This window comes from Marixanthomonas ophiurae (assembly GCF_003413745.1).
GTDB lineage: Bacteria > Bacteroidota > Bacteroidia > Flavobacteriales > Flavobacteriaceae > Marixanthomonas > Marixanthomonas ophiurae.
This window is the reverse complement of sequence record NZ_QVID01000001.1, coordinates 2,175,435-2,196,716: the sequence shown is the minus strand read 5'-3', so window position 1 is coordinate 2,196,716 and position 21,282 is coordinate 2,175,435. Positions and strand designations below refer to the sequence as shown.

The following is a 21,282-nucleotide window of genomic DNA, read 5'->3' as shown; positions in this document are numbered from 1 at the left end:
TAGCAGTAGAGTTTCTATATCACAGAATTTAGATCTTAAACTTCATTTCAATTAAATTTTAGTAATTTTAAAGTGATACTAGCAGAAATAAGTCTTCCTAGAAAAACAAACCTATAATTGTTGACACTTCTGCTCACAATTTCATTATAATTTAATTTTACAACCTTAATTGTTTTATGAAGTCATTTTTAATAAGTGTGCTTTTAATGTCTCCTCTATTAGGATTATCTCAGGTAAACGACAGCTTGGTTGATCCCATAATTTCAATAAAAAATAGTAAGCTCTTAAATAATATAGATATCACCTTTGATATGCGTACAGAACTACAGGCATATACTTTTAGGGGTGGGGATCGCTATTACAATGGGGTGCAGTTTGAAAATGGTTTTACAGCACTTGGGTTTGCTGCAAAACTACATGAACAGGTAAGCTTTCGTTTTAGAAACCGTTTTAATAGAGGCAGCGATATTCAAAGCCTTGATCAATTAGGCAGCAATATAGAATTGGCATATGTAGACGTTAAAGCTACTCCTAAGCTCAATATTTTAATAGGAAAAACATATGCATTTTACGGCGGTTATGAATACGAATTCAGCGCACTAGAGGTCTTGGAATACAATGATATTCAAAGTAATGCACTGGCATATGTTACTGGAGCTGGGATTACGCATCAATCTATGCCAGATCACAAATTTGGGTTTCAAATATTAAATTCGCGTACCATGCTTTATGACGATATTTACGGTGAAGAAGCTGCTGAAAACATCGAAGAACCAATCTGGCCAGTCGCTGTTGTTGGAAATTGGCGTGGAAACTTTTTTGATGGAAAATTTCAAACCATTTATAGCCTGAGTTATTCTAATCAGGTAAAAAATAGAGGAACCTATTTTTTCACTTTAGGGAATAAGTATCAAAATAAAAACCTCACCCTAATGTATGATTTTAATTACAGCTATGAAGAGGTGGATACCAAAGGTATTGTGACCAGTATTTTCGATAACGATTCGGTGGCCCAAAATGCACTGTATATTGAAAATTGGTTAAGAGCAGAATACCGTTTCAATTCAAAATTTAAAGGATTATTAAGTCTTATGACAAGTAATGCCTATGGTAAAGTTGCAAACGACCGCAACCGTTTGAGAACTAGCTACGGAATGGTTCCTACTTTATATTATAGTCCAATTAAAAACTTTGATATACGATTTTTCTTAGCTTATATTGGTAGGTTTTATAATTATTCAAATTATGCTGTTGAGCAATTTAATGCTGCTGATTATAATAGAAATGAAGTAAGAATTGGGATTATCGCTCCCCTACTGCTATTGTAATATTACTCCAACTCCTATTTTTCCTAATAAATATGGATTATGATCAATAATAAGAATATCATTAGCTTTACTAAGTTTTTTGAGGATTGCATACAACAGATCTATATCAGCATAATGCAATCCGGTGCTGGGTTCATCTAAAATATAAAGCGAATCGGTAGTTTGATCTTGCAGCCAGTTCAACAATAATAATCGTTGCTTCTCACCAGAAGAAAGAGATTGTACTGGTTGCTCTAAACTAAGGTGTGCCAACCCTATTTCTTCTAACTGATCTAAAAGCTGAAGCGTTTTAGCAGATGAATTATTCTTTCCTAACCAAGCACTTAACTCCATGATATTTAAGGAAAGTACCTCCGCAATATTTTTTGAACGAACGGTATGCATTAAAATGTGCGACTGATACCGTTGCCCTTTACATAGTTCACAGGTTTCAATCACATTGGCAGCTACATCCAAGCTAGTTTCAATAAAACCTTTTCCTTTGCAATTTGGACACTGACTACTCTTGGTTTTATAGGAAAAGTCTTTAGTCTTTAAACCGGTTTCAACTGTAAAAATTTTACTAATGTCTTTTAACAGGTTCAAATAAGAAACTAATAAAGTATTCGAATGTGATCGTAGTTTTTTAGGCTCAAAATAATGCGCGCCTGTGTATTTTTTTGGAAAGACTATGCTAGCACAATTCACAGGCTGGCCTGTTTCAATACTTGGAATCAAGATGTCTTTTACCAAGGTGGTTTTTCCAATGCCTGATTTACCGCTAATAGCTGTGATTCCCCCAACAGAAACTTCTAACGCTTCTTTGATTAATGTATGTTTGGAAAGTTTCTTTATGGTAATAGATTCCTTTCCATCTTTTAACTCAATAGCTCTAGAGGGTGCTTTTAAATAATGATGACAATCGGCTTGTTTTAAAAAATCCTGAGGACTTCCTTGATACGAAATAGTACCTCCCTGTTTACCTGCTTGAGGCCCAAGCTGAATAAGCTGGTCAGCAGCCAGCATAATCTCTTTATTATGCTCGATTACCACTACGGTATTTCCTTTTTCTATAAGTTCTTTGAGAATTTGAATCAGGTCTGAAATATTATCATTCGATAAGCCAGCAGAAGGTTCGTCTAACAAATAGGTAATGCCTTTAAGCGGACTATTCAACTGTTTGATCAGCTCCACACGTTGATTTTCTCCACCAGAAAGTGTAGGCGATTTTCGGGTGAGTTGCAGGTGATCGATGTGTAATTGCTTCGCTCTTTTGATGGTATTGATAAGGTGAGGCTGAATTTTGGATATGAGCTTTTGATCAACCACTTCTTGATTATCAGTAGTGGAAAGCCAATATTCCAACCCTTTAAAATCCATTGATTTTATTTCATGAATGGATTTGCCTGCTATTTTAAAAGCTAATCGTTCTGGTTTTAAGCCGCTGCCATAACAATGGCTACACTCCCTATGCGAAAAGAGCGCAGTGAGCTGCTTGATGTTTTTATTTTTCCGAGTTTTAAAATACTCGTCTTGTAAGTAAGGAAAGAGGCCTTCCCATTTCATACTCAGGGCTTGTGTACCTTCCCTTGTCTTTGTTTTGTACAGCCAGTTCACTTTCCATATTTTTTCACCCGCTCCGTGCAGTAATATTTCTTTTTGTGAATCGCTTAGTGCCTTAAAAGGAGTCTCCAATGTAAACCCATATTCTTCTCCAACCTTTTTTAAGACCGCCATATGCTTACCCGATGGATCTCCATAATATGCCACTGCTTTGTTGTGTGCAAAGAGTCCATTAGCAATGGTTTTATTCGCATCTAATACAAGCTTGTTGAGATCGGGTAATAGTTCTTCTCCCATACCTTCGCAGACCACACATTTTCCCAATTCGTGATTATTAGAAAAATGACTAGCCGATAGTTCTTCTCCTTCATATTGCGCCTTTCTTGAGAAGGCAAATCGCAAAATCTTATCGATGCCGGTTTGCTTTGCAATATCCGTGCGCTGCGAGTAATTCTTTTGCTTACGGGTAACGCAAATTGTAGGTGTAAGCCCTTCAATATGATCGACCTCAAACTGAAAATTAACGCCCACTCTAGATTGTTGATAACTCGAGAACTGCTTGGTCATTTCTTGTAAACCGAAGCTATGCAAGGTTTCAATCACCAAAGAAGATTTACCAGAGCCTGAAATACCAGTAACCACAGTTAACTGATGCTTGGGTAGATCTAAATTGAGGTCTTTAAGAGCATGTGTCCTCGCCCCCTGAATGGAAATCCTATCTCGCTGCTGCGGGGCTTCTTCTTTAACATCAATAGGTTGAACCTTCAGGGCATTATCTACTAACGTATCACAAGTGGATTGAAAAAGGAAATGATTTTCAAAGCAGATAATACCAGCCGTTTGTTTCTTGAGTTGGTGCAAGGCTTCTAATAGCTGACGCACATTCTGTTGATGTAATCCTATACTAGGTTCCTCCAATAATAAGAGTGTCTTTTTTGATTTCTTCGCGAAATGTTTGGTCAGTTTAATACGCTGTGCTTCTCCACCAGATAAGGTGTTAGAGGGCTGTCCTAATTTGACATACCCTAATCCCAACTGCAACATTAAGGATAATATTTCTTTAATTTTCTTTTCTTCGGAAAAAAAATCGTAAGCTTCTTCTATGCTTAAGCTGTAGATGTCGGCTATGTTTTTATTCCTCCAATGCACACGGAGTACTTCTGATTTAAAACGCTTGCCATTACAAGTAGGACAAACCTGATTGATATTACCTAGTGCACTCATGGATAAAGTGATAACGCCAGCCCCTTCGCAAGCATTACATCTACCGGTTTTATTATTAAATGAAAAAGCTCCCTTAGCTAATTTTGAAGCCTTCGCCTCAGGTGTATTTGCGAGTAGGTCACGTATTTTATTTGCTAATCCTGTGTAGGTAGCAGGGTTACTTCGAGGTGTTTTCCCTATCGGTTGATCGTTTACAGTGAGAAGCTTCAAATCTTCTATTTTACAGAAGTGGTTAATGCTTTCGAGCAATTGAGGGGTTTTTCTACTCGCGACCGTCAGCTTCCTTATATTAGGCTGAAAAGCTTCTGCCGATACTTTTTTAGGCTGTTTTTTTATCGCTTTTTCAAGCTTAGCCTCTTTTAGTGCAGCTCGTGTTGGGCTGTTTAGATTACTAGCCTTTAAAAAGTCATTAATGGAACCGTTAAAAACCACTTCGCCGCCATGCAATCCAGCTTCTGGGCCTAATTCTACTATCCAATCTGCAGCCTGGATAAAATCTAAGTCATGCTCCACCACCATGACTGTATTGCCGCTGCGAATGAGTCGGTTTAGAATATGAAGTAAATATTGTTGATAAGCTGCAGATAAACCGATGGAAGGTTCATCAAATACATATAAAATACCTTGTAGTTTACTATTTACTTGGTTAATAAGTTTGATGCGCTGTCCATCTCCCGATGAAATATCCATACTTGGTGTACTTAGTCGGTACTCTTCCATGCCCAATCGGATTAGATCGAACAATTTGGTGCAGATTTTATTTACCAATACTTTTTCACCAGCTATTAACTCTAAAGATTTTAACTGATCATATAATTCGGATAAAGAAAGCTCCATCCAAGCTTGAAAATTAAAACCTTTCCATTTATATTTTAGATGTTCGGCTTTAATGCGACCGCCTTTACAACTCGGACAAATTTTTGAGCTAGCAAACTTTAGGATATTGGGGTTTCGATCGCGTCTTAAAATATCCTGCATAATCGGAAGCATTCCTTTATAGAATCCTTCCTCACGTGGCTTTGCTTTAATTCCTTTCCATCTAAGTCGGGACTCCAAGCCATGTTTGCCATAAAATACTTTGAGGCGATCACTTCCGTTTAAAACTACCTCCTCTTGTTCAGCCGTGAGTTCTTTCCAAGGGATGTCCACACTAAAACCGTGTGCATTACATACCTTATCCAATTCTTCTACCGTTATTTGAGAATAGACGATGTAGCCGTTAGGCAATGTAGTTGTAATTGCCCCTTCCCTAAGGGTCTTATTTTCATCGCCGACTAATTTATCAAGGTCGATATATTCCGCTTCTCCAATGCCACGACAGACCTCACAAGCTCCCCTTGGGTGATTGAAAGAAAAGAGTGACTTACTCATTGTTTCGGCAGCCGAATAACGGGCAAATAAAATTCTGAAGACAGCCGTCAGTTCAGAAAGCGTACCAAAAGTAGTATTAATAGATTGGAAACGCTTTGACTGCTCCACTTTAATTACAGGCGGAAGATTTTGTATATCATCAACTTCAGCAGTAGGTATTACTTGACCGTTTTGTTGATTATACGCTGGAAGGCTCTCTAAGAAATAACGATACCCTTCATTGGCAATAACATCCATAGCAAGAGAGGATTTCCCTGAGCCTGATAACCCCGTTACCACGATCAATTGATTTTCAGGAATATTTAAATCAATGTTTTTGAGGTTATTTTGACGGGCATTACGGATGTACATAAATGGGTATTATTTTTTAAAAAACAAAGAAAGTAAAAGCTCTATAACAAGTGAATGTTAAACCCCAAAAGGATTCTCGATGCTATAAGCTGGTTCTGTAAACCACTTTGGTCCTTCTTTTGTCATATAGATATGATCTTCCAAACGAATACCGAATTCTTCCGGCACCACAATCATAGGTTCAATACTAAAAGCCATTCCTACTTGTATTTTAATATCATTTCCCCTCAAAATAAATGGATGCTCATGAATTTCAAGACCAATTCCGTGACCGGTTCGGTGCGGTAGTCCAGGCAACTTATAATCAGGACCGAGGCCATCTCTCTCTAACTGTACCCGAACTTGATCGTCAATATATCCACAAGGCTTGCCAAGCTGCGCGGCATCAAAAGCAGCTAATTGAGCGGCCTTTTCGTTTGCCCAAATTTCTTTTTCCTTCTCCGAAGCGTCTCCATAACTATAGGTTCTGGTGATATCTGAAATATAGCCGTTATACTGTGTACCGGTATCCACCAAAACAATATCATTTTCTTCCAATGGTTTGGGCGATTTTACCCCGTGCGGAAAGCTAGAGTCTTGACCAAATAGAACAATGCAAAAATAAGAACCACTTGCAATTCCTAATTTTTGATGTGCCTTATGGATAAAGTTTTCCACTTCGGCGGTTGTAATTCCTGGTTTTAAAATTTTTGCTACCGCCTGATGTACTTGCATTGTTAAGTCCATCGGGTATTGAATGTGTGCAATTTCAGCATCACTTTTAAGCATTCTGATATCTCTAATCAGTTCTTCAGCACTGCTGATTTCAAATTTTTTGTGTTCCTGAAAACGAGAAACCAGATTAAACGGAGTAGAATCATCAATCGCCAAACGTGTACCTTCCGCCACAACTTCAGATATTTTCTGTACAGGCGATTCGTGTTCCAACCACGGAATGATTTTGCCCTCAATTCCGATGAAGTCATTAAACGTGCCTATTTCAAACTCAGGAACCACATAATGAAGACTTCCATCGGCAAATAAAAGTGCACCCACTAATCGCTCTGACTCATTCCATTGTGTGTTGGTAAAGTAGTATAAATTAGTCCCGGCATTGATATATAGCGCATCCAATCCTTTGGCTTTTAAGGCTGAACAGGCTTTGTCAAGTCTGTGTTGATATTCTGTATCAGTAATGGGAGTCGGCTTATCGGTTGGGGCGCTTAACTTAGAAAGTTCTTCTTCTGGCGTACTACCACCGATACCGTATGCTCTGTTGCTATTCATGCTAGATGTTACTTTAAGGGTTAATGCAATGATTTTTTGACGCCTAATTGTCAACAATAACTACGTCTAATTCAATGCGCTTAAACATAATTAAATAATGATAATAAGCTCTTAAAATTTATATAAATCTAGATAATCTAAAAACCATTCGAAACTACTAAAAAATGATTCTGATGGCTCTAAGTTCTGTCTAAATGTAAGGTGTAGAAAAAAATAAATAAGAAACCCCGAAGCATAGCCGTCGGAGTTTCTTGAAGTAAAAATTTAATTACTTATAATTTAATTTTCTTGTTCCGCAGGTTCAGCTGTTTCTAGAACATTAAACTTCTCCAATTGCTCTTCTTCTCCTGTGAAATATGGAAATACGTCCAGAATTGGAGATTCTGTAATAGCAGGAATCGAATAATCTCCCATAGTATCTGCCATTGCCAGCGTACTGTTCTCAAATGCTTCTTTTACATTATTGGCCTGCACCAATAAATACATATTTGTCTTTTTCTCTTTTCCGCTCTCTTCATCCATAGCTACCAAGGAAACCTTCGACTTGAACCAACGATCGGAATTCTCAAACGGATGCACCTCTGAGAAGTTTGCCACTTTTATGTTCATTATTCTGAAATCCTCACTTGTATAAGCCTTCATCTCTTCAGTAATTCTAGCTTCTGCTTCCGTATACGATACCGCATCTAATAAATACGTATCTGTCGTTATTTTCTGTTCTCCTGTCTCGTGTGTTTTTCTGTATTTCACCTTACATTCGTACCAAGTTACGCTCATATCTATATTTTTTTAGGATGTCAAAAATAGGATTTATACTAAGCCTCCTTTTCAAAATCAAGAATAGATATTCACAATTTTTATTGCTACGTTTCTCTACTGTTACAAATGCCCTTCGATAGATTTTCGGAGTCATTAGAAATGAAACATGTAGCAACTATTTATATTATTTTCTGAAGAAATAGAATAGAAAGAAATAATAGATTTTTATTCAGTATATTAAATCAGGAGTGACTATTCCATCTTGGATGTCATATTTAACTACACACATTATATAATTTTACCTAACATATCATCTAGATTTAATTGAAAAAGTGTGCCTTCAATTAAATCGTTTAATTGTTCCACTTCATCATAACTCATGGCAAAGCTTACTTGATGCGCTGGGGTGTTAATCAATAGCGACTTACATTCTTTATTATCTTTACAATCATTACACAAAGGTGGATTTTCAAAGGTTTTACTCACGGTCTTAGAGAAAGCATGGAGTTCGCTTGATGTTAAAAAAAGACCCGTATGCCTAAACACCAACTGAACTTTATTGGTATACTTAGCTCTTCCCTGTTTCCATTGAAAAGCTATTCCGAAGTCATTATAATATATGGTGTTTATGTCGTCTAAATCCCCTTGCATATCTTTCTTTTTAAATTAATAACAATCCATTGCTAAAAGTCCTTGTTGTTCCAGATCGTTTATAGTAACCTCCATCTTATATTCTATGAGAATTTTTTCTAAAACGGATAATACCTCTTTTTGCATAGCAATGCTTCCGCAGATCATAATCATGGCTTTTTGCTGAAGCAACTTAGCCACCATTTCTTTTTGTTCTGCCAAGCGGTCTTGAACATACTGTTTATTTCCTTCTTGCGAATAGGCTAGCTGCTTAGTCTTTAAATTTGTTTCTTCTAAATAGGAAGCATATAAATCAAATGACTCCTGTGTTTTTCCACCCCAAAAAAGATTGATCTCTTTTGTAGCTGCGTGTGTAGCTATCATTCCTAAAAAAGGGGCAATTCCGGTACCGTTGGCAATTAAAAGTACGTGTTGGGCTTGTTCGGGTAAATGAAATGACTCATTCTTACTTATAATTCCTTTTACATTATCCCCTACTTTACAGCTACTAAAATAGGAAGAACAGGCGCCATACTCGTGTCTTTTTATACTTAACACAATATCTCCTGCTACCTCAGCAATACTATACAATCGAGCAATCCGTTCGTTTGGAGGAATAACCTCCAACAAATCACCCGACTCAAACACTTGTTTTTTAGAAGGACGAAGTTGAAGTATAAATGTATCGTCCTTGTTTAATTCGGTGCGGTTTATGACGGTGAAATTATGCTGTGTTGCAATTTTCTTATCCGTATCTAAAGGCTCTAACTGTAGGTGTAAATTATGCTGTGTAGCCCAACGGATGGCCCAGTGCTCAAAATCGGTGGCATCTTGATTGTTGATCTTGTAAATGGGTAATTCTTGGTGAAAGTTGGGGTGTTGCTGCAACGTTTTATCAACGTCAATTGCAAACTGACAATAATCCTCATAAGCTAATGACCCAAAACCTACTACTGAAAAATGAACAGGATGATCTTGTTTTTTCTTTTCTAGTAATTTTAAAAAATTAGTCGCATTAGCAGGGGCTTCTCCTTGTCCGTAGGTGGCCGTGAATACAAATAATTGTCTCGCCTTTTTGTAGGTAGTGTAGGTGTTTAATTCTGAAACATATACTTTTTTCCCGGTTTGCAGCAATGCTTGTTGAAATTGCCGCGCAAAATCAAAGGTATTCCCAGTTTCCGAACCCACTAAAATAATATACTCGCTTTTATCTTTGGTATATTTATTTTTAAAGGCTCCTGTTTTCTTTCGGCGGCGCAAGGTCATCGCAAAGCCTGAATAGATAAAAAACAGAATAGAAAAACAGGCTATCAATAAAATAACAGACCATAGAATGCTTCCTCTACCCGTGTGAAGTGCCATACTCCAACTAGAAGCCCAAGCCACAACGGGATATTCATACTCACTTAGTACTTCCCCCGTAAATTGATTGACTAGTACTTCTTTATTCGAGAATTTTGCGATGTAGTAATCTTCTGGATCTGGGGAAAACGGGAACTCTAATCTTTTTAAATCAGTGAGCGGACTATTTTGAAACGCAGGAAAAACAATGACTTCTCGCACCGGTGTTTCGGCAATGGTATCGTAATCTACGTCGTGGGTTATTTTATATTCAGGTAAAAGCGAAAATTTCTCTAAGGAAAGATATACCCCTGTTACCGTTAAAATGATGATTGGGATTAAGAACAACCTACCAAAGTATACGTGATAGTGTTGGTTGAACGATTCTTTTGATATTTTTGAAAAGAAGCGTTTTACACTTCCTTGTCGTTTTATAATCAATATGACTCCAGTAACCGCAATTAAGAAGAGTAAAAAAGATACCAAGCCGACTATAAAGCGACCGGTGGATTTTAAAAACAACGATCTATGTACGTTGGTGGCAAAGCTGAAAATAGGATGCTGCTCGATCAATTCCCCCACTTTTTCGCCGGTTATGGGGTTGATGTAAAAGGTTTCGCTAGTTCCTTCTTCGGTAATGACAGAGGCCGATACAAAGTCGTTATGGTCTACCTCTACCCATAAGACCTCATCATATTTATTTTGAAGCACCGCTACCGTCTCCCCTACCGAAATCTCTTGTGCTTCGGGTATGGCAAAGGGTTTTAGTTGTTCCGAAACAGGTTCTACTGCAAGAATAATACCCGTAACGGAAGCAATTACTATAAAAACAAAAGAAGATACAGCCAACGCAAGGTGACTGTATCTCCATATTGATAAGGTCATACGGTTGCGTTTACTGTGGCATCATACGCACGTAGCGTATAAATCCTTGTCCTTCTACTTTTCCTTTCACCGATTCTGATGTCAACTCAAACTCCACATCGTCGGCGTAATATTCTTGGTCTTCTACTGCTGTTTCAAAGCGTATTTTGTAGCCTGCATCTATTTTATCATCTTCAATCTCGATTACGCTTAATGCTCGTTGTCCACCAGCAATAGTAGCTCCGGTAATGGCATCGATGTTATGCCGTTTTTTTCCGTAGAAATCCCACCATTCTGAAATATCAAAATACCACTCATCGTCATCGCCTTGAACATACAGTGTTTCTACATATTCGCCTTCGGCATCCAATAAAGAAACGACCACATAAGCAGATTCGCCCGTATAATTAGTCATCTGTATCAGGCATTTGTATTTACTTTTGGCAGTGGTAGGCGTAAAACTTGCCGCCAACACTAAGACTACTACTAAAACGGGTAGTATTTTTATCAACTTTTTCATATTCATATTATTTCAGAAAGTTTAGATCAATGTTATTTGCTTCTAATTGTTCGTTTTCACTTGCTAGATCGTACGCTGTTTCTTCAAAATCGGTAACCACATTTTTATCAGCGCCTAACGACAACAAATATTTTAATATGGTATCGTTTTTTGCTTTCATCGCTGCCAAATGTAACGGTGTTAAGCCATCTGCATTTTTTTGTTGCAGTTGTTTCTTATCTGCCATTTTCACGACCAACTTCAACAAGTCTACGTTGTTTTTAGCTACTGCCAAGTGATATAAGCTATTATCCTTTTCCTGAAGCGTGGTTAACGACACATTGTTTTGTTTTAGAAGCGTCAGTTTTTTATTGAAATCAGTTGCTTCTTTTGAACTATACCCATCCATCACGTAGTATGCCAATGTATTTCCGTTTGTATCGGTTACGGAAGCATCTGCTCCATTTTTTAACAGATACGCTACTACTTCAGCAGTATTATTGGCTACTGCCAAGCTTAATGCTGATTGTCCTTTTTTGTTGGTATGGTTTATATCTGTAACCTTCTCTGCCAATAGTGTTACAATCTCCATATTATTTGCCGAGGCTGCATTCATAAAAGCTGTGTTGCCTTCTTCATTGGCTTGGTTTACATCCACTCCTTTTTTAATAAAGTAGTTTAGTACTGCTTTATCATCACTTCTATATGCTAATGTATGCAATGGGGTTACGCCTTCAGTAGTGGTCACGTTTGGGTTAATGCCTTTTGACTCTAAATATTGATACACTTCCAGTCCGTTGGTGGTGCCTCGTGTACCCTGACTCGCGAAAAGCATTGCATTGCCTTTTTCTTTGTTTAGCTCTTTATATGCAACTCCTTTTTCGATGAGGGCATCCAATAGGTTGGCATTTCCTGTTTTGGCTACATAATTAAAGATGCCATTCCCAGCTGTATCGGTGCTTTGTAAGGACATCCCTTTAGAAACAAAATAATCCAACTCACTCAAGTCTTTTACATGCGGCGCTGCTAATAATAGAATGTTTGCACCGTTTTTAGTGGTTTCGTTCGATAGATCGGCGCCGTGTTGCGCTAATATATCGTATAGTTCTGCATTGGTATTTCCGGCTCCAGCAGCAAACAACGCAATGGTATTACTATGGTCATCCCGAATATCGGTTCGGGCACGTGCTTGTAATAGGTGCTTTACTAAGTCAATATTGTTTTTATAAGCTGCCCAAAAAATATAGGTTCGTCCGTCGTGGGTTAATTTATTCACACCATTCCCTTCTTTTGTTAGCATATGCTTAAGGGTAGCTAATGGGGCGTCTTCCAAGATAGCATAGGTAACACCGTCAAATCCATAGGAATTTAACTGTGTGACATCGTTGCCTTCTTTTATTTTTTGTTCGACGGCTGGTATAGTCGGATTGGTTTTCCAAAAGCTTCTTTCTAAGAATGAATTATTGGTCTGTGCACTAGCAAACGTGCTTACTAACAATACCAAACACAAGTTTATTTTTTTTAGGCAGCTCATATTTTATTTATTTTTCGATTACAAAAGAGTCGATCACTCCGTTTATTTCTTTCTTATCGGTCATATTTTCATCAAACAAGTATTTAAACAATACTTTGTTATCTACTTTTTCTTTTAAGGCTAAGTCTTCGTCTTTTCCAAATACGTTGTCCCACTTCGCGCGAACCGTAGCCCATTTGTCTTGGTGTTCTTTCCACCAGTCTTGGGCTGCTTTACACTTGCTGTCATCTACTTTTTTGTACACGTTGTACCCTTTTTCTTTGGCGATTACTACATCTTCTGCGCCTTCTTTTCGTACAATTTTTTCATTGTCTTGATCGTGTATCCAACCAAAATCGGTTATCTCGTGACGGTTTCCGCGCATTGTTACATTATAATCACTACGTTGGGTGTACTCTCTTCGTGGCAAAGGTGCTGTTGTAGTATTTTCCCAATAGCTTTTACCATCTACGTGTACCCAAGTAGCAGAGCCTTCGTATCTCGGACTATCATCTACCTGAAATACTTTCTGCGTCCACTGTCCTTTTACGTCGCTTTTTGGCTTTTTAGTATAGGTCCATTGGTTATCACCGTTGAATAGATATAGATCGGTATTTTCATATTCCCAATCCTGACGCCAGTGTTTTACTATATGTGGCTGGTTGGGTGGCCCTACAATTAATAGATGCTGAATAGACACCTTATCATCTTTATCTTCAATAAGTTCTGCCCACTCTAAACCACCAGCTATTTTAGTTTTTGACGGTATGTAAGTAGAATCTTCTACATATTCAAATGTTTCAGTGAAGTTGAAGGTTACTTCGTAACACCCACACATATTCTTTATAGCCTCTCTATCCTTTTCTTGTTTGCTTTGTGCATTACTGCTAGCACTGATAGCTATTAATCCTATTAACGCAAAAATTGTCTTTTTCATAATTATACTAGTTCAAAATTAGTTTCTTCGTTACACTGTTTTTTCCGGCGGTAAAGGTAACCATATACATACCACTTTGTAGGCCTGAAAGGTCTAATGTCTTGTTATAAAAACCAGATGCAGTAGACATCGTTTCTGAATATACTTTCACTCCGTTGATTGCATATACTTCAATCGTATTTTTTACTGAAACAGTATTAGCTACATCATACACAATTGATACTTGACCATTGGTAGTAGGGTTTGGAAACATTCCGAAGGAAACATCTTCTGTTACATCTTCAAATCCTAATAAACTAGATACATCTTGATATTCCAACTCGATGTTTCCAGTTGAAGACCCTTCAAATGAAGTAAATACCAATCGGTATACGGTATCTTCATCATATTTAACATAATACGCCATATTACTGTTTACTAAATATCCTGAACCGTCAAAGCTTTTCCAATCGTACCCTATAGTATTAATTTCTTCAGAGTAGGTTACATTAGCAGGATCTGCTTCTCCCGTTGGTTCTTCGTTTTGCGCTACGGTGATATTTGGATTATGTAACACGCCAGTTACATTATACATTGTATTTGCCTGTAATTCTGTAACATATTTTCTAAACACCATATCCCATTCTGTTACAGCTGGCTCAGCTACAACGGCTTCGTTGTTTTGTAATGAATAGTAGTTGTAACGGTTATTAGGGTTATCATCATTATCAACTGTTGTAGTCGTTTCATTTACCCAAGCGCTACCATCCCAAGTAGCGAACTTAAATGTGTACCCGCCAAAAAAGTCTTCGTTTATAAACTTACGATAGGTACCATCGGCATATTTCAATACAAAGATGATGGTTCCTTCTACGTGGTGGGTTGCTGGGTTATACTCTCCCCAACCATACGTAGCTGATCCCTGCATAAAGGCTCCGTTGTCCCAATTGGTATCATCGTTATATAATGGTGTCCAAGATGCTTCATTAGTTACATCGATATTGTTCCATTCTGCTGGGTCGTTCGCTGCTTCAAACACCTGTATTCCGGCGCCATCGTTTACACGAATGCCAATATTCTGTGCACTGTTACGTAAAAAGGCTACATCCCAACTAGCAGCGGCATAGGTGTTCTGTGTTTCGTCTGCTAATTTTACGTAGACCTCATTTTCATAATTAGCACCCATAGAAAGGTTGATGGTTTCTTGTGCAGTGGCAACGAATCCCGTTGCTATAAAGGCTGCAATATGTAGTATTTTTTTCATTCTTTTATCTGTTGTAATGTTTGTAATAGGTTTACTTGTTATTGTAATAATTGATATTTGAATTCAGGGTATCCACGTTCTCCCTGGTCGCTCAATAGAGCTGTGAATTTTAGTTTATAGGTGTTTCCGTTTAGATCTTGAATGATGTAAAACATATTATCAAACAATACCTTATCTTCATTAATCACCTCTCTCCAGCTACTGCCTATAGTACGTTGGTCTTCTTGAAAGTTGGCTGTGTTTAGGTTACTCAATGAAAAGTCATCATAGGTGGTGCTCACTTCATCTGTATTGATGGCATAGGCCACCACGCCTCCTTTACGGTTGTGCAAAACCCCATCTGAATAACCATAGGAACCAGCCTCTTCTATTATATTGGTAAAAACTGTAAAGTTGATATCCCATTGGTCTGCTTCCGGTTCTACAGAAACAACATTATTGGTGTTGAAACTGAAGAAGGTAAAATTATATCCACTGTTTTTCGAAATGGTCACTTCTTGGTGTGTGGTAGCATTTAGATCGGCATATTGTAGTAGGTAATCGTCCCCTCGTTTTAATACGCGAATCTTTTTCCAACCTCTAGCATCTCCAGCTACAGTTACACTTCCTTGTTCTGCTGTAGTGTTTCCTACTTCATATCCTAAATTCACTAAATACACCTTGTTATCAGCATCGGTGTCACTTATAGCACCAATTGCATTTTTGGTAATGTTTCCGTCAGGATGATCTATATATGCAACATTAGCGGGATCGAAGGTTCCCACCGCTACTTGGTCTTGTATACCCGTAACATCGGCTTCGGTTACCGCATCAATATTGGTAGCATCCAATTGTGCCGTAGCCATATAAATGGAACCGTTTATTGCTACTCGAAATTCATTTCCAGCATAAAACCCTAGATCCCAAGAATCACGTTGTACAACAGTTGTTTTTTCGGAACTTAAATCAATATACACTTGGTTTTGCTCATTGGGACCACCTACTTCTGGGGCTAATGAACGCCCTAAAGAAGCGGAACTATTTAAAGCAAAAGCAGTATTACCTTGTATCTGAGCATTAGGATATGAAATGTCGGTAATAGTAAAAGTAATAACTACTGTTTCATCTAAATTAGCATTCAGTTTATTGAAAGCTATTGTATTTTCTCTTGTTCCCTCAGTAATAGGCAAGGTAATCGTGTTTCCTTCCGCAGCAGGTTCCGTTGTAAAGTCCTCTCCGTATACCGCATTCGTAGCTTCTAACGAAAGTGTGATCGCTCCGTTTTCTGAAGCAGTTTCTGAATACACTAGTTTGATATCCTCATTGCCTTCTATTTCTCCTAAGTTAGCCGAAAGGTTCTCAAACGCTGCCACAAAAGGCTCGCCTTGTACCGTCGTAGTATCGTCATCGCTACACGAAACTAAGGTAGCAGTAGCAATACATGCGACAAGTAGTATTTTAAATGATTTAAATATTGACATGGTTATAGGGTTAAATGATAGGTTAGTTTTAAAAAGTAAGAGCGTCCATAGCCCAAGGGTATTTGTGTGGGCGGACCGTTATGGGTTCCGCCTTCAAACGCGGTGGTGTTTACTGCAGTGACATCAAATATATTTCGCGCACCTAATGTGGTGATAAACGCGCCATCGAAAAATGATTTGTTGATGGTTGTATCTAGCCAACTATAGGCTTCGGTCTTCCCAGTAAAAAACTCTTGATTGCCTTCGGCATTGGTTTTCTCTACAAACTGTTGCTGCTCGCCTATGTGTTTATAGAACAACGAGAAGGTAGTGTCCCATTTAGGTACGGTATAAGCGACATTCGCATTCAACTGAAAATTATACAGAAAGTCGTCATTGCTATTGGTACGGCTGTCCAATACTTTTGAAATCCCCTGTACCGAAGCGCCCAATTGTGCTTTTATATTTTGATAGTACAATTCGTTTTCTGAAAATACGCCCATTGCCTTGTAGCTGTCAATATTGTTGTATTGATACGCCAACGGACTCTGATTCACCACAATTAATTCAATTCTATCGTCTACGTTTAGGTAATTAAAACTGATTTTATTTTTTAACCGAAGTGCTCCATCGGCCAGACTGCTGCGCTTTTTAATATGAAGAAAAGTAGAAACGCCGTTTTCTGGGGTTAAGGCGCCGTTTCCTTGTACGTTGTGATTTACATCTACAAAATAAGTGTATAACTCATTGTAGTTGGGGGTTCGGTTTGCCGAACCTACGATAGCGCGCAACTCCCAATCGTCACCCAAGGTTTGCTTGGCACTTAACGACCCAATGTACTGGGTATCGAACAGGTTACTAAAAGAAACCCGAACACCTGGCCGTAATGAAAACCGCTCTGTTAGTTGCATTTCGGAAGCGGCGAACACGTCATAATTATTTAAGCTTTGTGATACCGCACCTTCTTCAGGATCAATCACGATTGCTACCGATGAGCCGGAACCTTCTTCCAAGGTTAATTCATATCCCGCTTGTACCGATAGCCACTCACTGTTTAATAAATTGCTAAACGTACCTCTGGAAAAGATTGCACTCCTACTTTGGTATTCGCCTTCTTCTACATTTTCTTTAGCTCCCGACCGAATGCGGTAGGTATAGCGCTCCAGATCTTTGGTCTGTTCTTGGTAGGAAAGGGATACATTGTAGTTCACTTTTTTAAATAGTTTCCCGCTACTATTTAAGTGATGGTACAATCGGTTGTTGGTGTATTGTTCATCCAACGCTGAAGGATTGGTGGTTCCCGTCGATGCGTTTTCGTTGGGATCTACCGTTTCGTTGTATTTATAAATGTCTTCGTGCAAGTACTCAAAACGATAGAAGATGTTAAACCCTTCTGCTTCGTAGGATAGTAACGCCTTGCTGTTTTGTTGTAGTTTCGGTAACCATTCGTGTCCGCGAAGGCCGTCGTTTAATTCGTAGTTCTCGCCCTTTTTATCGTTCCAGAAACCTCCAAAGTCATTCCGGGTATAGGTGGCATTGGCATATAGTTTTTCTGAAATATTCCCACCCACTTTAATCGATTGAATATGGCGGCCCTTATCAAACCACTCATACTCATCGCCTATGGTTTCTTCTTGCACGTAGGCGGTAATATCGAGTTTGTTTTTAGATGATTTCTTGGTAATGATGTTGATGATTCCTGAAATAGCATTCGATCCGTATTGAACCCCCATGGCACCCTCTACATATTCTATACGTTCAACATCGTCTAAGTTTATTAAGGTTAAGTCCATATTGTTGCCTACGCCCTCTTCATTAATCATCGGGATATTATCAAGCAACACTTTAAAATACTGACTGTCCAACCCAAACAAGCTTACTCCACTTTTCCCAGTGGATGTATTGGGCGTAATGTTCAAGTTTAAAGTGTTATTTAATACATCAGCTAAGGTGTTTCCAGCTTGCCGCTCTATGTCTTTTCTGCTAATCACCTTTACTTCTACCACCGATTTGTTAACCGACTGCGGATTAATCTGCCCGGTTACCACTACTTCTTCCAGTTTTTCAACATCAGTGGAATCGGTTACGGTTGAGTTTTGAGCGAAGGAAACTACACTACAAAAAAGGAAGGAAATAGATAGAAATGTAAACTTCATTAGGTCGATTTGTTAGCTGCCGCAAAGCTATATAATTATTCTTATTTAGAACAAATAAAAATAATATTATCTATAAAAAAATTAACATGAAACCTATTTTAGAGTAAATTAAAGAACAACTGAGTAGCTTGTAACACGCTGTTATAAAAGAGACAAGAAAGCATTTTAAAACAAAAAATAGAGGAAAATAAATATTAAAAACAATAGGTAAGTTATTTGTGGTTTAGCAAATAAAAGGATTCCATACAGCAAAAAGGTAGGTGCTATAAACTCTAAATTATTACTTTATTGCATCTATTGTAATTCTTAATGCTCCTCATTTCTGCATCCTATATTTGTAGTCTTTTATATAGGTGCTGTTATAGTACAAAAATGATTAACTATCTAAAAAAAATAAAACCACAACATAGTGTGGTTTTGTTCGAATTTAGACCGTAAGTCACTTTTCTTTTTTATCAATTTTATTTGGTGATCATCGCTTCCACGGCTTCTAATCGCTGCGTCAATTTTGCTACTTTTTCTTGTAGAGCAGTTGTTTTTTCTTCTTGTTTTTCAATGATCTCTTGTTGGTCTTTTACAGCTTGCACTAAGGGCATCACAAACTGTGCATATTGAATCCCATACACATCAGAATCATTGGTAGGAACTACAATTCCACCAAAATTATATCCTAGCTCATTTGCGGCTTTTTCTACTTCTTGAGCTATAAAGCCACTGGTTGTTTTCGTTTGGGAAGCATCTGTACTTTTTACTTGGTATATAATAGGTTCTAACTTTTCTATGAAGGCTATCCCCGGTACATTTTTTTGAATATTTTTTAATGTTAAAGGGGGTGGCGTATAGTTAGTCCAGTCTGCATACCCACCAATTTCAGTAACAGCACTATTACCTAACTTTACTTGATTGGATGCTGAAATAGTAGCTCCGTTTCCTATAGCTGTTGAATTATCAAAAGCTGTTGCAGTGTATGGATTAAATGCACTATATCCTATCGCAGTATTGTTATGTCCTTTATTATTTTGAAGTGCAGTATATCCTAGTGCTGTATTATTGGCACCTTCTTTGTTTTTCTCAAGGGATTTATAGCCTACTGCAGTATTATTGGTACCACTCGTGTTGGCAGCCGCTGCATAATTTCCTACCGCCGTGTTAAAGCTATTACCATTTTTTTCAAGTGTTTGGTAGCCTATCGCTACATTGTGATCTCCATTAGCATTAGAAGATAAAGCTCTTCTTCCTATGCCCGTATTAGAATTTCCGTGCTTGTTACTTCCTAACGCATTTACCCCAATAGCTGTATTATTTCCTCCTCCATAATTATTAGTCAGTGCTTTATACCCCAAAGATGTGTTATATCCACCTGTAACATTTGTAAGTAAGGCTTCAAAGCCGAATGCTGAATTAAAACTTCCGGTGGTATTATTTCTCAAGGCATAATACCCTACCCCTATATTGCTAGAACCTGATGAATTATTATTTAAAGCGTATGTACCTATAGCGATAGTATTCGATACGGTTGTGCTTGAATGTAACGCCCGTTGCCCTATGGCAATATTGTCTTTCCCAGTTGTGTTTTCCTGTAAAGCCATATACCCTACGCCTGTATTGTATTGACCGCTTGTATTTTTTCTAAGGGCTGCCGTTCCTATGGCCGTATTAAAGCTCCCATTAATATTTTCATACAATGCATAATAGCCCATTGCTACATTTTCATAGCCACTAACCGTATGGTACATACTTTTACTTCCTATTGCGGTATTACTACTGGTCTCACTATTATAAAGTGCTGTATACCCGATGGCAGTATTATTATTGCCATCCGTATTTGCAGTTAATGAACTAACACCCACAGCCGTATTGTTATCTCCGGTACTAGTTGTGTTCAATGCATTAACTCCAAAAGCAGTTTCAGTGCTATGTAACTTTCCGCTATAAGTATTATTACGTTTAAAGATAAGGTCAGTATTGTCGGTGGTTCCTAAAAAGTTAACCGAAGCATCGGTACCTGCATTTCCGGTAAGGTTCCAGCCGTCTCCGCCGCCACCTAAAGCCGACCATGCTCCTGCAACTTGATCCCAATAATAAAATCCAGCGGCTTGAGTCGCTGTTGCCGTTGTAAGATATACCATCATCCCATCTTGAGCAGCAGTGGGATCAGTAGCCGGAAAGACATCTATCTTGGGTATCAATATCCCATCTGTATTAGCAGGGGTTGCCTGATTACTGGATTGAACTTCTAATTGAGCATTGGGACTTGTCGTGTTGATTCCTACTTGAGCATTTGTAGTATAAAATAGACATAGAAATATACCTACAAATAGCGGGGGTAAAATTCGGAGCATTAAAATTAAGATTTGGTTAGGTTGTCAAATATAAGAATAATCTCACAACCACAAAATCACATTTTTATAAGTAAGCTTTCTCTAAAAACCGCCCCATAAAAAAAATTAATCCCCCCACACAAAACGATACTAAAAATAGGATCATCAAGTAGTTTTCTTCGACTTTTCCCCTAGTTTCCTTCGAGTTTTATACGTAAAATGGGGGGTCATGTCGAACAAAAGTCGAAGAACACTCGAAGAAAACTGGGACAAAACCCAACGGAAGGGTGGTTGTGTTTTGTGTAAAAATTGGAAAAATTACGGTCTTAGTCTAAATAATATACCTGTTCATTTTTTCCATTGATGAAAAAACGAACCAAAAAAATCTAGGCTTACGAAACGGTATCTAAATTTATCATTCCGTGCCTAAATTTTAGGAACTCGCTTTACTACACTTGCAAGCGTGAACTAGTCGTCTAGCTCGAACAGCCTAAAATT

At 38.1% G+C, this 21,282-nt stretch carries 13 protein-coding genes; 1 reads left to right on the top strand and 12 read right to left on the bottom strand.

From position 1 onward, the window contains the following. The first annotated feature begins 176 nt into the window (after positions 1-176). Positions 177-1,328, top strand: coding sequence for a porin (locus DZ858_RS10090; RefSeq protein WP_117159423.1), 1,152 nt, complete (start codon positions 177-179; stop codon positions 1,326-1,328). Here the strand turns inward: DZ858_RS10090 and DZ858_RS10085 are convergent. From DZ858_RS10085 to DZ858_RS10030, 12 genes are all read right to left on the bottom strand, one after another. Beyond that, entirely contained in the window at positions 1,320-5,816 is a 4,497-nt protein-coding gene (locus DZ858_RS10085; RefSeq protein ID WP_117159422.1) for an excinuclease ABC subunit UvrA, read from the bottom strand. The genes DZ858_RS10090 and DZ858_RS10085 overlap by 9 nt on opposite strands. A 57-nt stretch (positions 5,817-5,873) precedes the next feature. Beyond that, entirely contained in the window at positions 5,874-7,082 is a 1,209-nt protein-coding gene (locus tag DZ858_RS10080; protein ID WP_117159421.1) for a M24 family metallopeptidase, read from the bottom strand. A 279-nt stretch (positions 7,083-7,361) separates the two neighbouring features. Then, the gene (locus tag DZ858_RS10075) at positions 7,362-7,859 is read right to left on the bottom strand and encodes a DUF4494 domain-containing protein (RefSeq protein WP_117159420.1); all 498 of its coding nucleotides are present in this window, start codon (positions 7,857-7,859) and stop codon (positions 7,362-7,364) included. A 270-nt stretch (positions 7,860-8,129) separates the two neighbouring features. After that, positions 8,130-8,492, bottom strand: coding sequence for a hypothetical protein (locus tag DZ858_RS10070; RefSeq protein ID WP_117159419.1), 363 nt, complete (start codon positions 8,490-8,492; stop codon positions 8,130-8,132). A gap of 15 nt (positions 8,493-8,507) precedes the next feature. After that, positions 8,508-10,697, bottom strand: a complete 2,190-nt coding sequence (locus tag DZ858_RS10065; protein ID WP_117159418.1) for a PepSY domain-containing protein — start codon at positions 10,695-10,697, stop codon at positions 8,508-8,510. Between the two features lie 10 nt (positions 10,698-10,707). Further along, positions 10,708-11,202: a DUF2271 domain-containing protein gene (locus DZ858_RS10060; protein WP_117159417.1), complete on the bottom strand. Its 495-nt coding sequence runs from the start codon at positions 11,200-11,202 to the stop codon at positions 10,708-10,710. 1 nt (position 11,203) lies between these two features. Continuing rightward, positions 11,204-12,709: an ankyrin repeat domain-containing protein gene (locus DZ858_RS10055; protein WP_117159416.1), complete on the bottom strand. Its 1,506-nt coding sequence runs from the start codon at positions 12,707-12,709 to the stop codon at positions 11,204-11,206. Positions 12,710-12,716: 7 nt separating this feature from the next. Further along, positions 12,717-13,625 carry a DUF6607 family protein gene (locus tag DZ858_RS10050; RefSeq protein WP_117159415.1) on the bottom strand — a complete coding sequence of 303 codons (909 nt, stop codon included), beginning with the start codon at positions 13,623-13,625 and terminating at the stop codon, positions 12,717-12,719. 7 nt (positions 13,626-13,632) lie between these two features. Next, a complete protein-coding gene (locus DZ858_RS10045; RefSeq protein ID WP_117159414.1) occupies positions 13,633-14,868 on the bottom strand; it encodes a T9SS type A sorting domain-containing protein in 1,236 nt (411 codons plus the stop codon). Positions 14,869-14,906: 38 nt separating this feature from the next. Further along, positions 14,907-16,328, bottom strand: a complete 1,422-nt coding sequence (locus tag DZ858_RS10040; RefSeq protein WP_117159413.1) for an HmuY family protein — start codon at positions 16,326-16,328, stop codon at positions 14,907-14,909. 2 nt (positions 16,329-16,330) lie between these two features. Then, positions 16,331-18,463: a TonB-dependent receptor plug domain-containing protein gene (locus DZ858_RS10035; protein ID WP_117159412.1), complete on the bottom strand. Its 2,133-nt coding sequence runs from the start codon at positions 18,461-18,463 to the stop codon at positions 16,331-16,333. Between the two features lie 461 nt (positions 18,464-18,924). Then, positions 18,925-20,805, bottom strand: a complete 1,881-nt coding sequence (locus DZ858_RS10030; RefSeq protein WP_117159411.1) for a tail fiber domain-containing protein — start codon at positions 20,803-20,805, stop codon at positions 18,925-18,927. Positions 20,806-21,282: the final 477 nt, after the last annotated feature.

Excerpts from the sequence above, each read along its gene's own strand:
- DZ858_RS10075 (WP_117159420.1), bottom strand. The coding sequence starts at position 7,859 with ATGAGCGTAACTTGGTACGAATGTAAGGTGAAATACAGAAAAACACAC.
- DZ858_RS10035 (WP_117159412.1), bottom strand. The coding sequence starts at position 18,463 with ATGAAGTTTACATTTCTATCTATTTCCTTCCTTTTTTGTAGTGTAGTT.
- DZ858_RS10080 (WP_117159421.1), bottom strand. The coding sequence starts at position 7,082 with ATGAATAGCAACAGAGCATACGGTATCGGTGGTAGTACGCCAGAAGAA.
- DZ858_RS10065 (WP_117159418.1), bottom strand. The coding sequence starts at position 10,697 with ATGACCTTATCAATATGGAGATACAGTCACCTTGCGTTGGCTGTATCT.
- DZ858_RS10040 (WP_117159413.1), bottom strand. The coding sequence starts at position 16,328 with ATGTCAATATTTAAATCATTTAAAATACTACTTGTCGCATGTATTGCT.
- DZ858_RS10045 (WP_117159414.1), bottom strand. The coding sequence starts at position 14,868 with ATGAAAAAAATACTACATATTGCAGCCTTTATAGCAACGGGATTCGTT.
- DZ858_RS10060 (WP_117159417.1), bottom strand. The coding sequence starts at position 11,202 with ATGAATATGAAAAAGTTGATAAAAATACTACCCGTTTTAGTAGTAGTC.
- DZ858_RS10050 (WP_117159415.1), bottom strand. The coding sequence starts at position 13,625 with ATGAAAAAGACAATTTTTGCGTTAATAGGATTAATAGCTATCAGTGCT.
- DZ858_RS10030 (WP_117159411.1), bottom strand. The coding sequence starts at position 20,805 with ATGCTCCGAATTTTACCCCCGCTATTTGTAGGTATATTTCTATGTCTA.
- DZ858_RS10070 (WP_117159419.1), bottom strand. The coding sequence starts at position 8,492 with ATGCAAGGGGATTTAGACGACATAAACACCATATATTATAATGACTTC.
- DZ858_RS10055 (WP_117159416.1), bottom strand. The coding sequence starts at position 12,709 with ATGAGCTGCCTAAAAAAAATAAACTTGTGTTTGGTATTGTTAGTAAGC.
- DZ858_RS10090 (WP_117159423.1), top strand. The coding sequence starts at position 177 with ATGAAGTCATTTTTAATAAGTGTGCTTTTAATGTCTCCTCTATTAGGA.
- DZ858_RS10085 (WP_117159422.1), bottom strand. The coding sequence starts at position 5,816 with ATGTACATCCGTAATGCCCGTCAAAATAACCTCAAAAACATTGATTTA.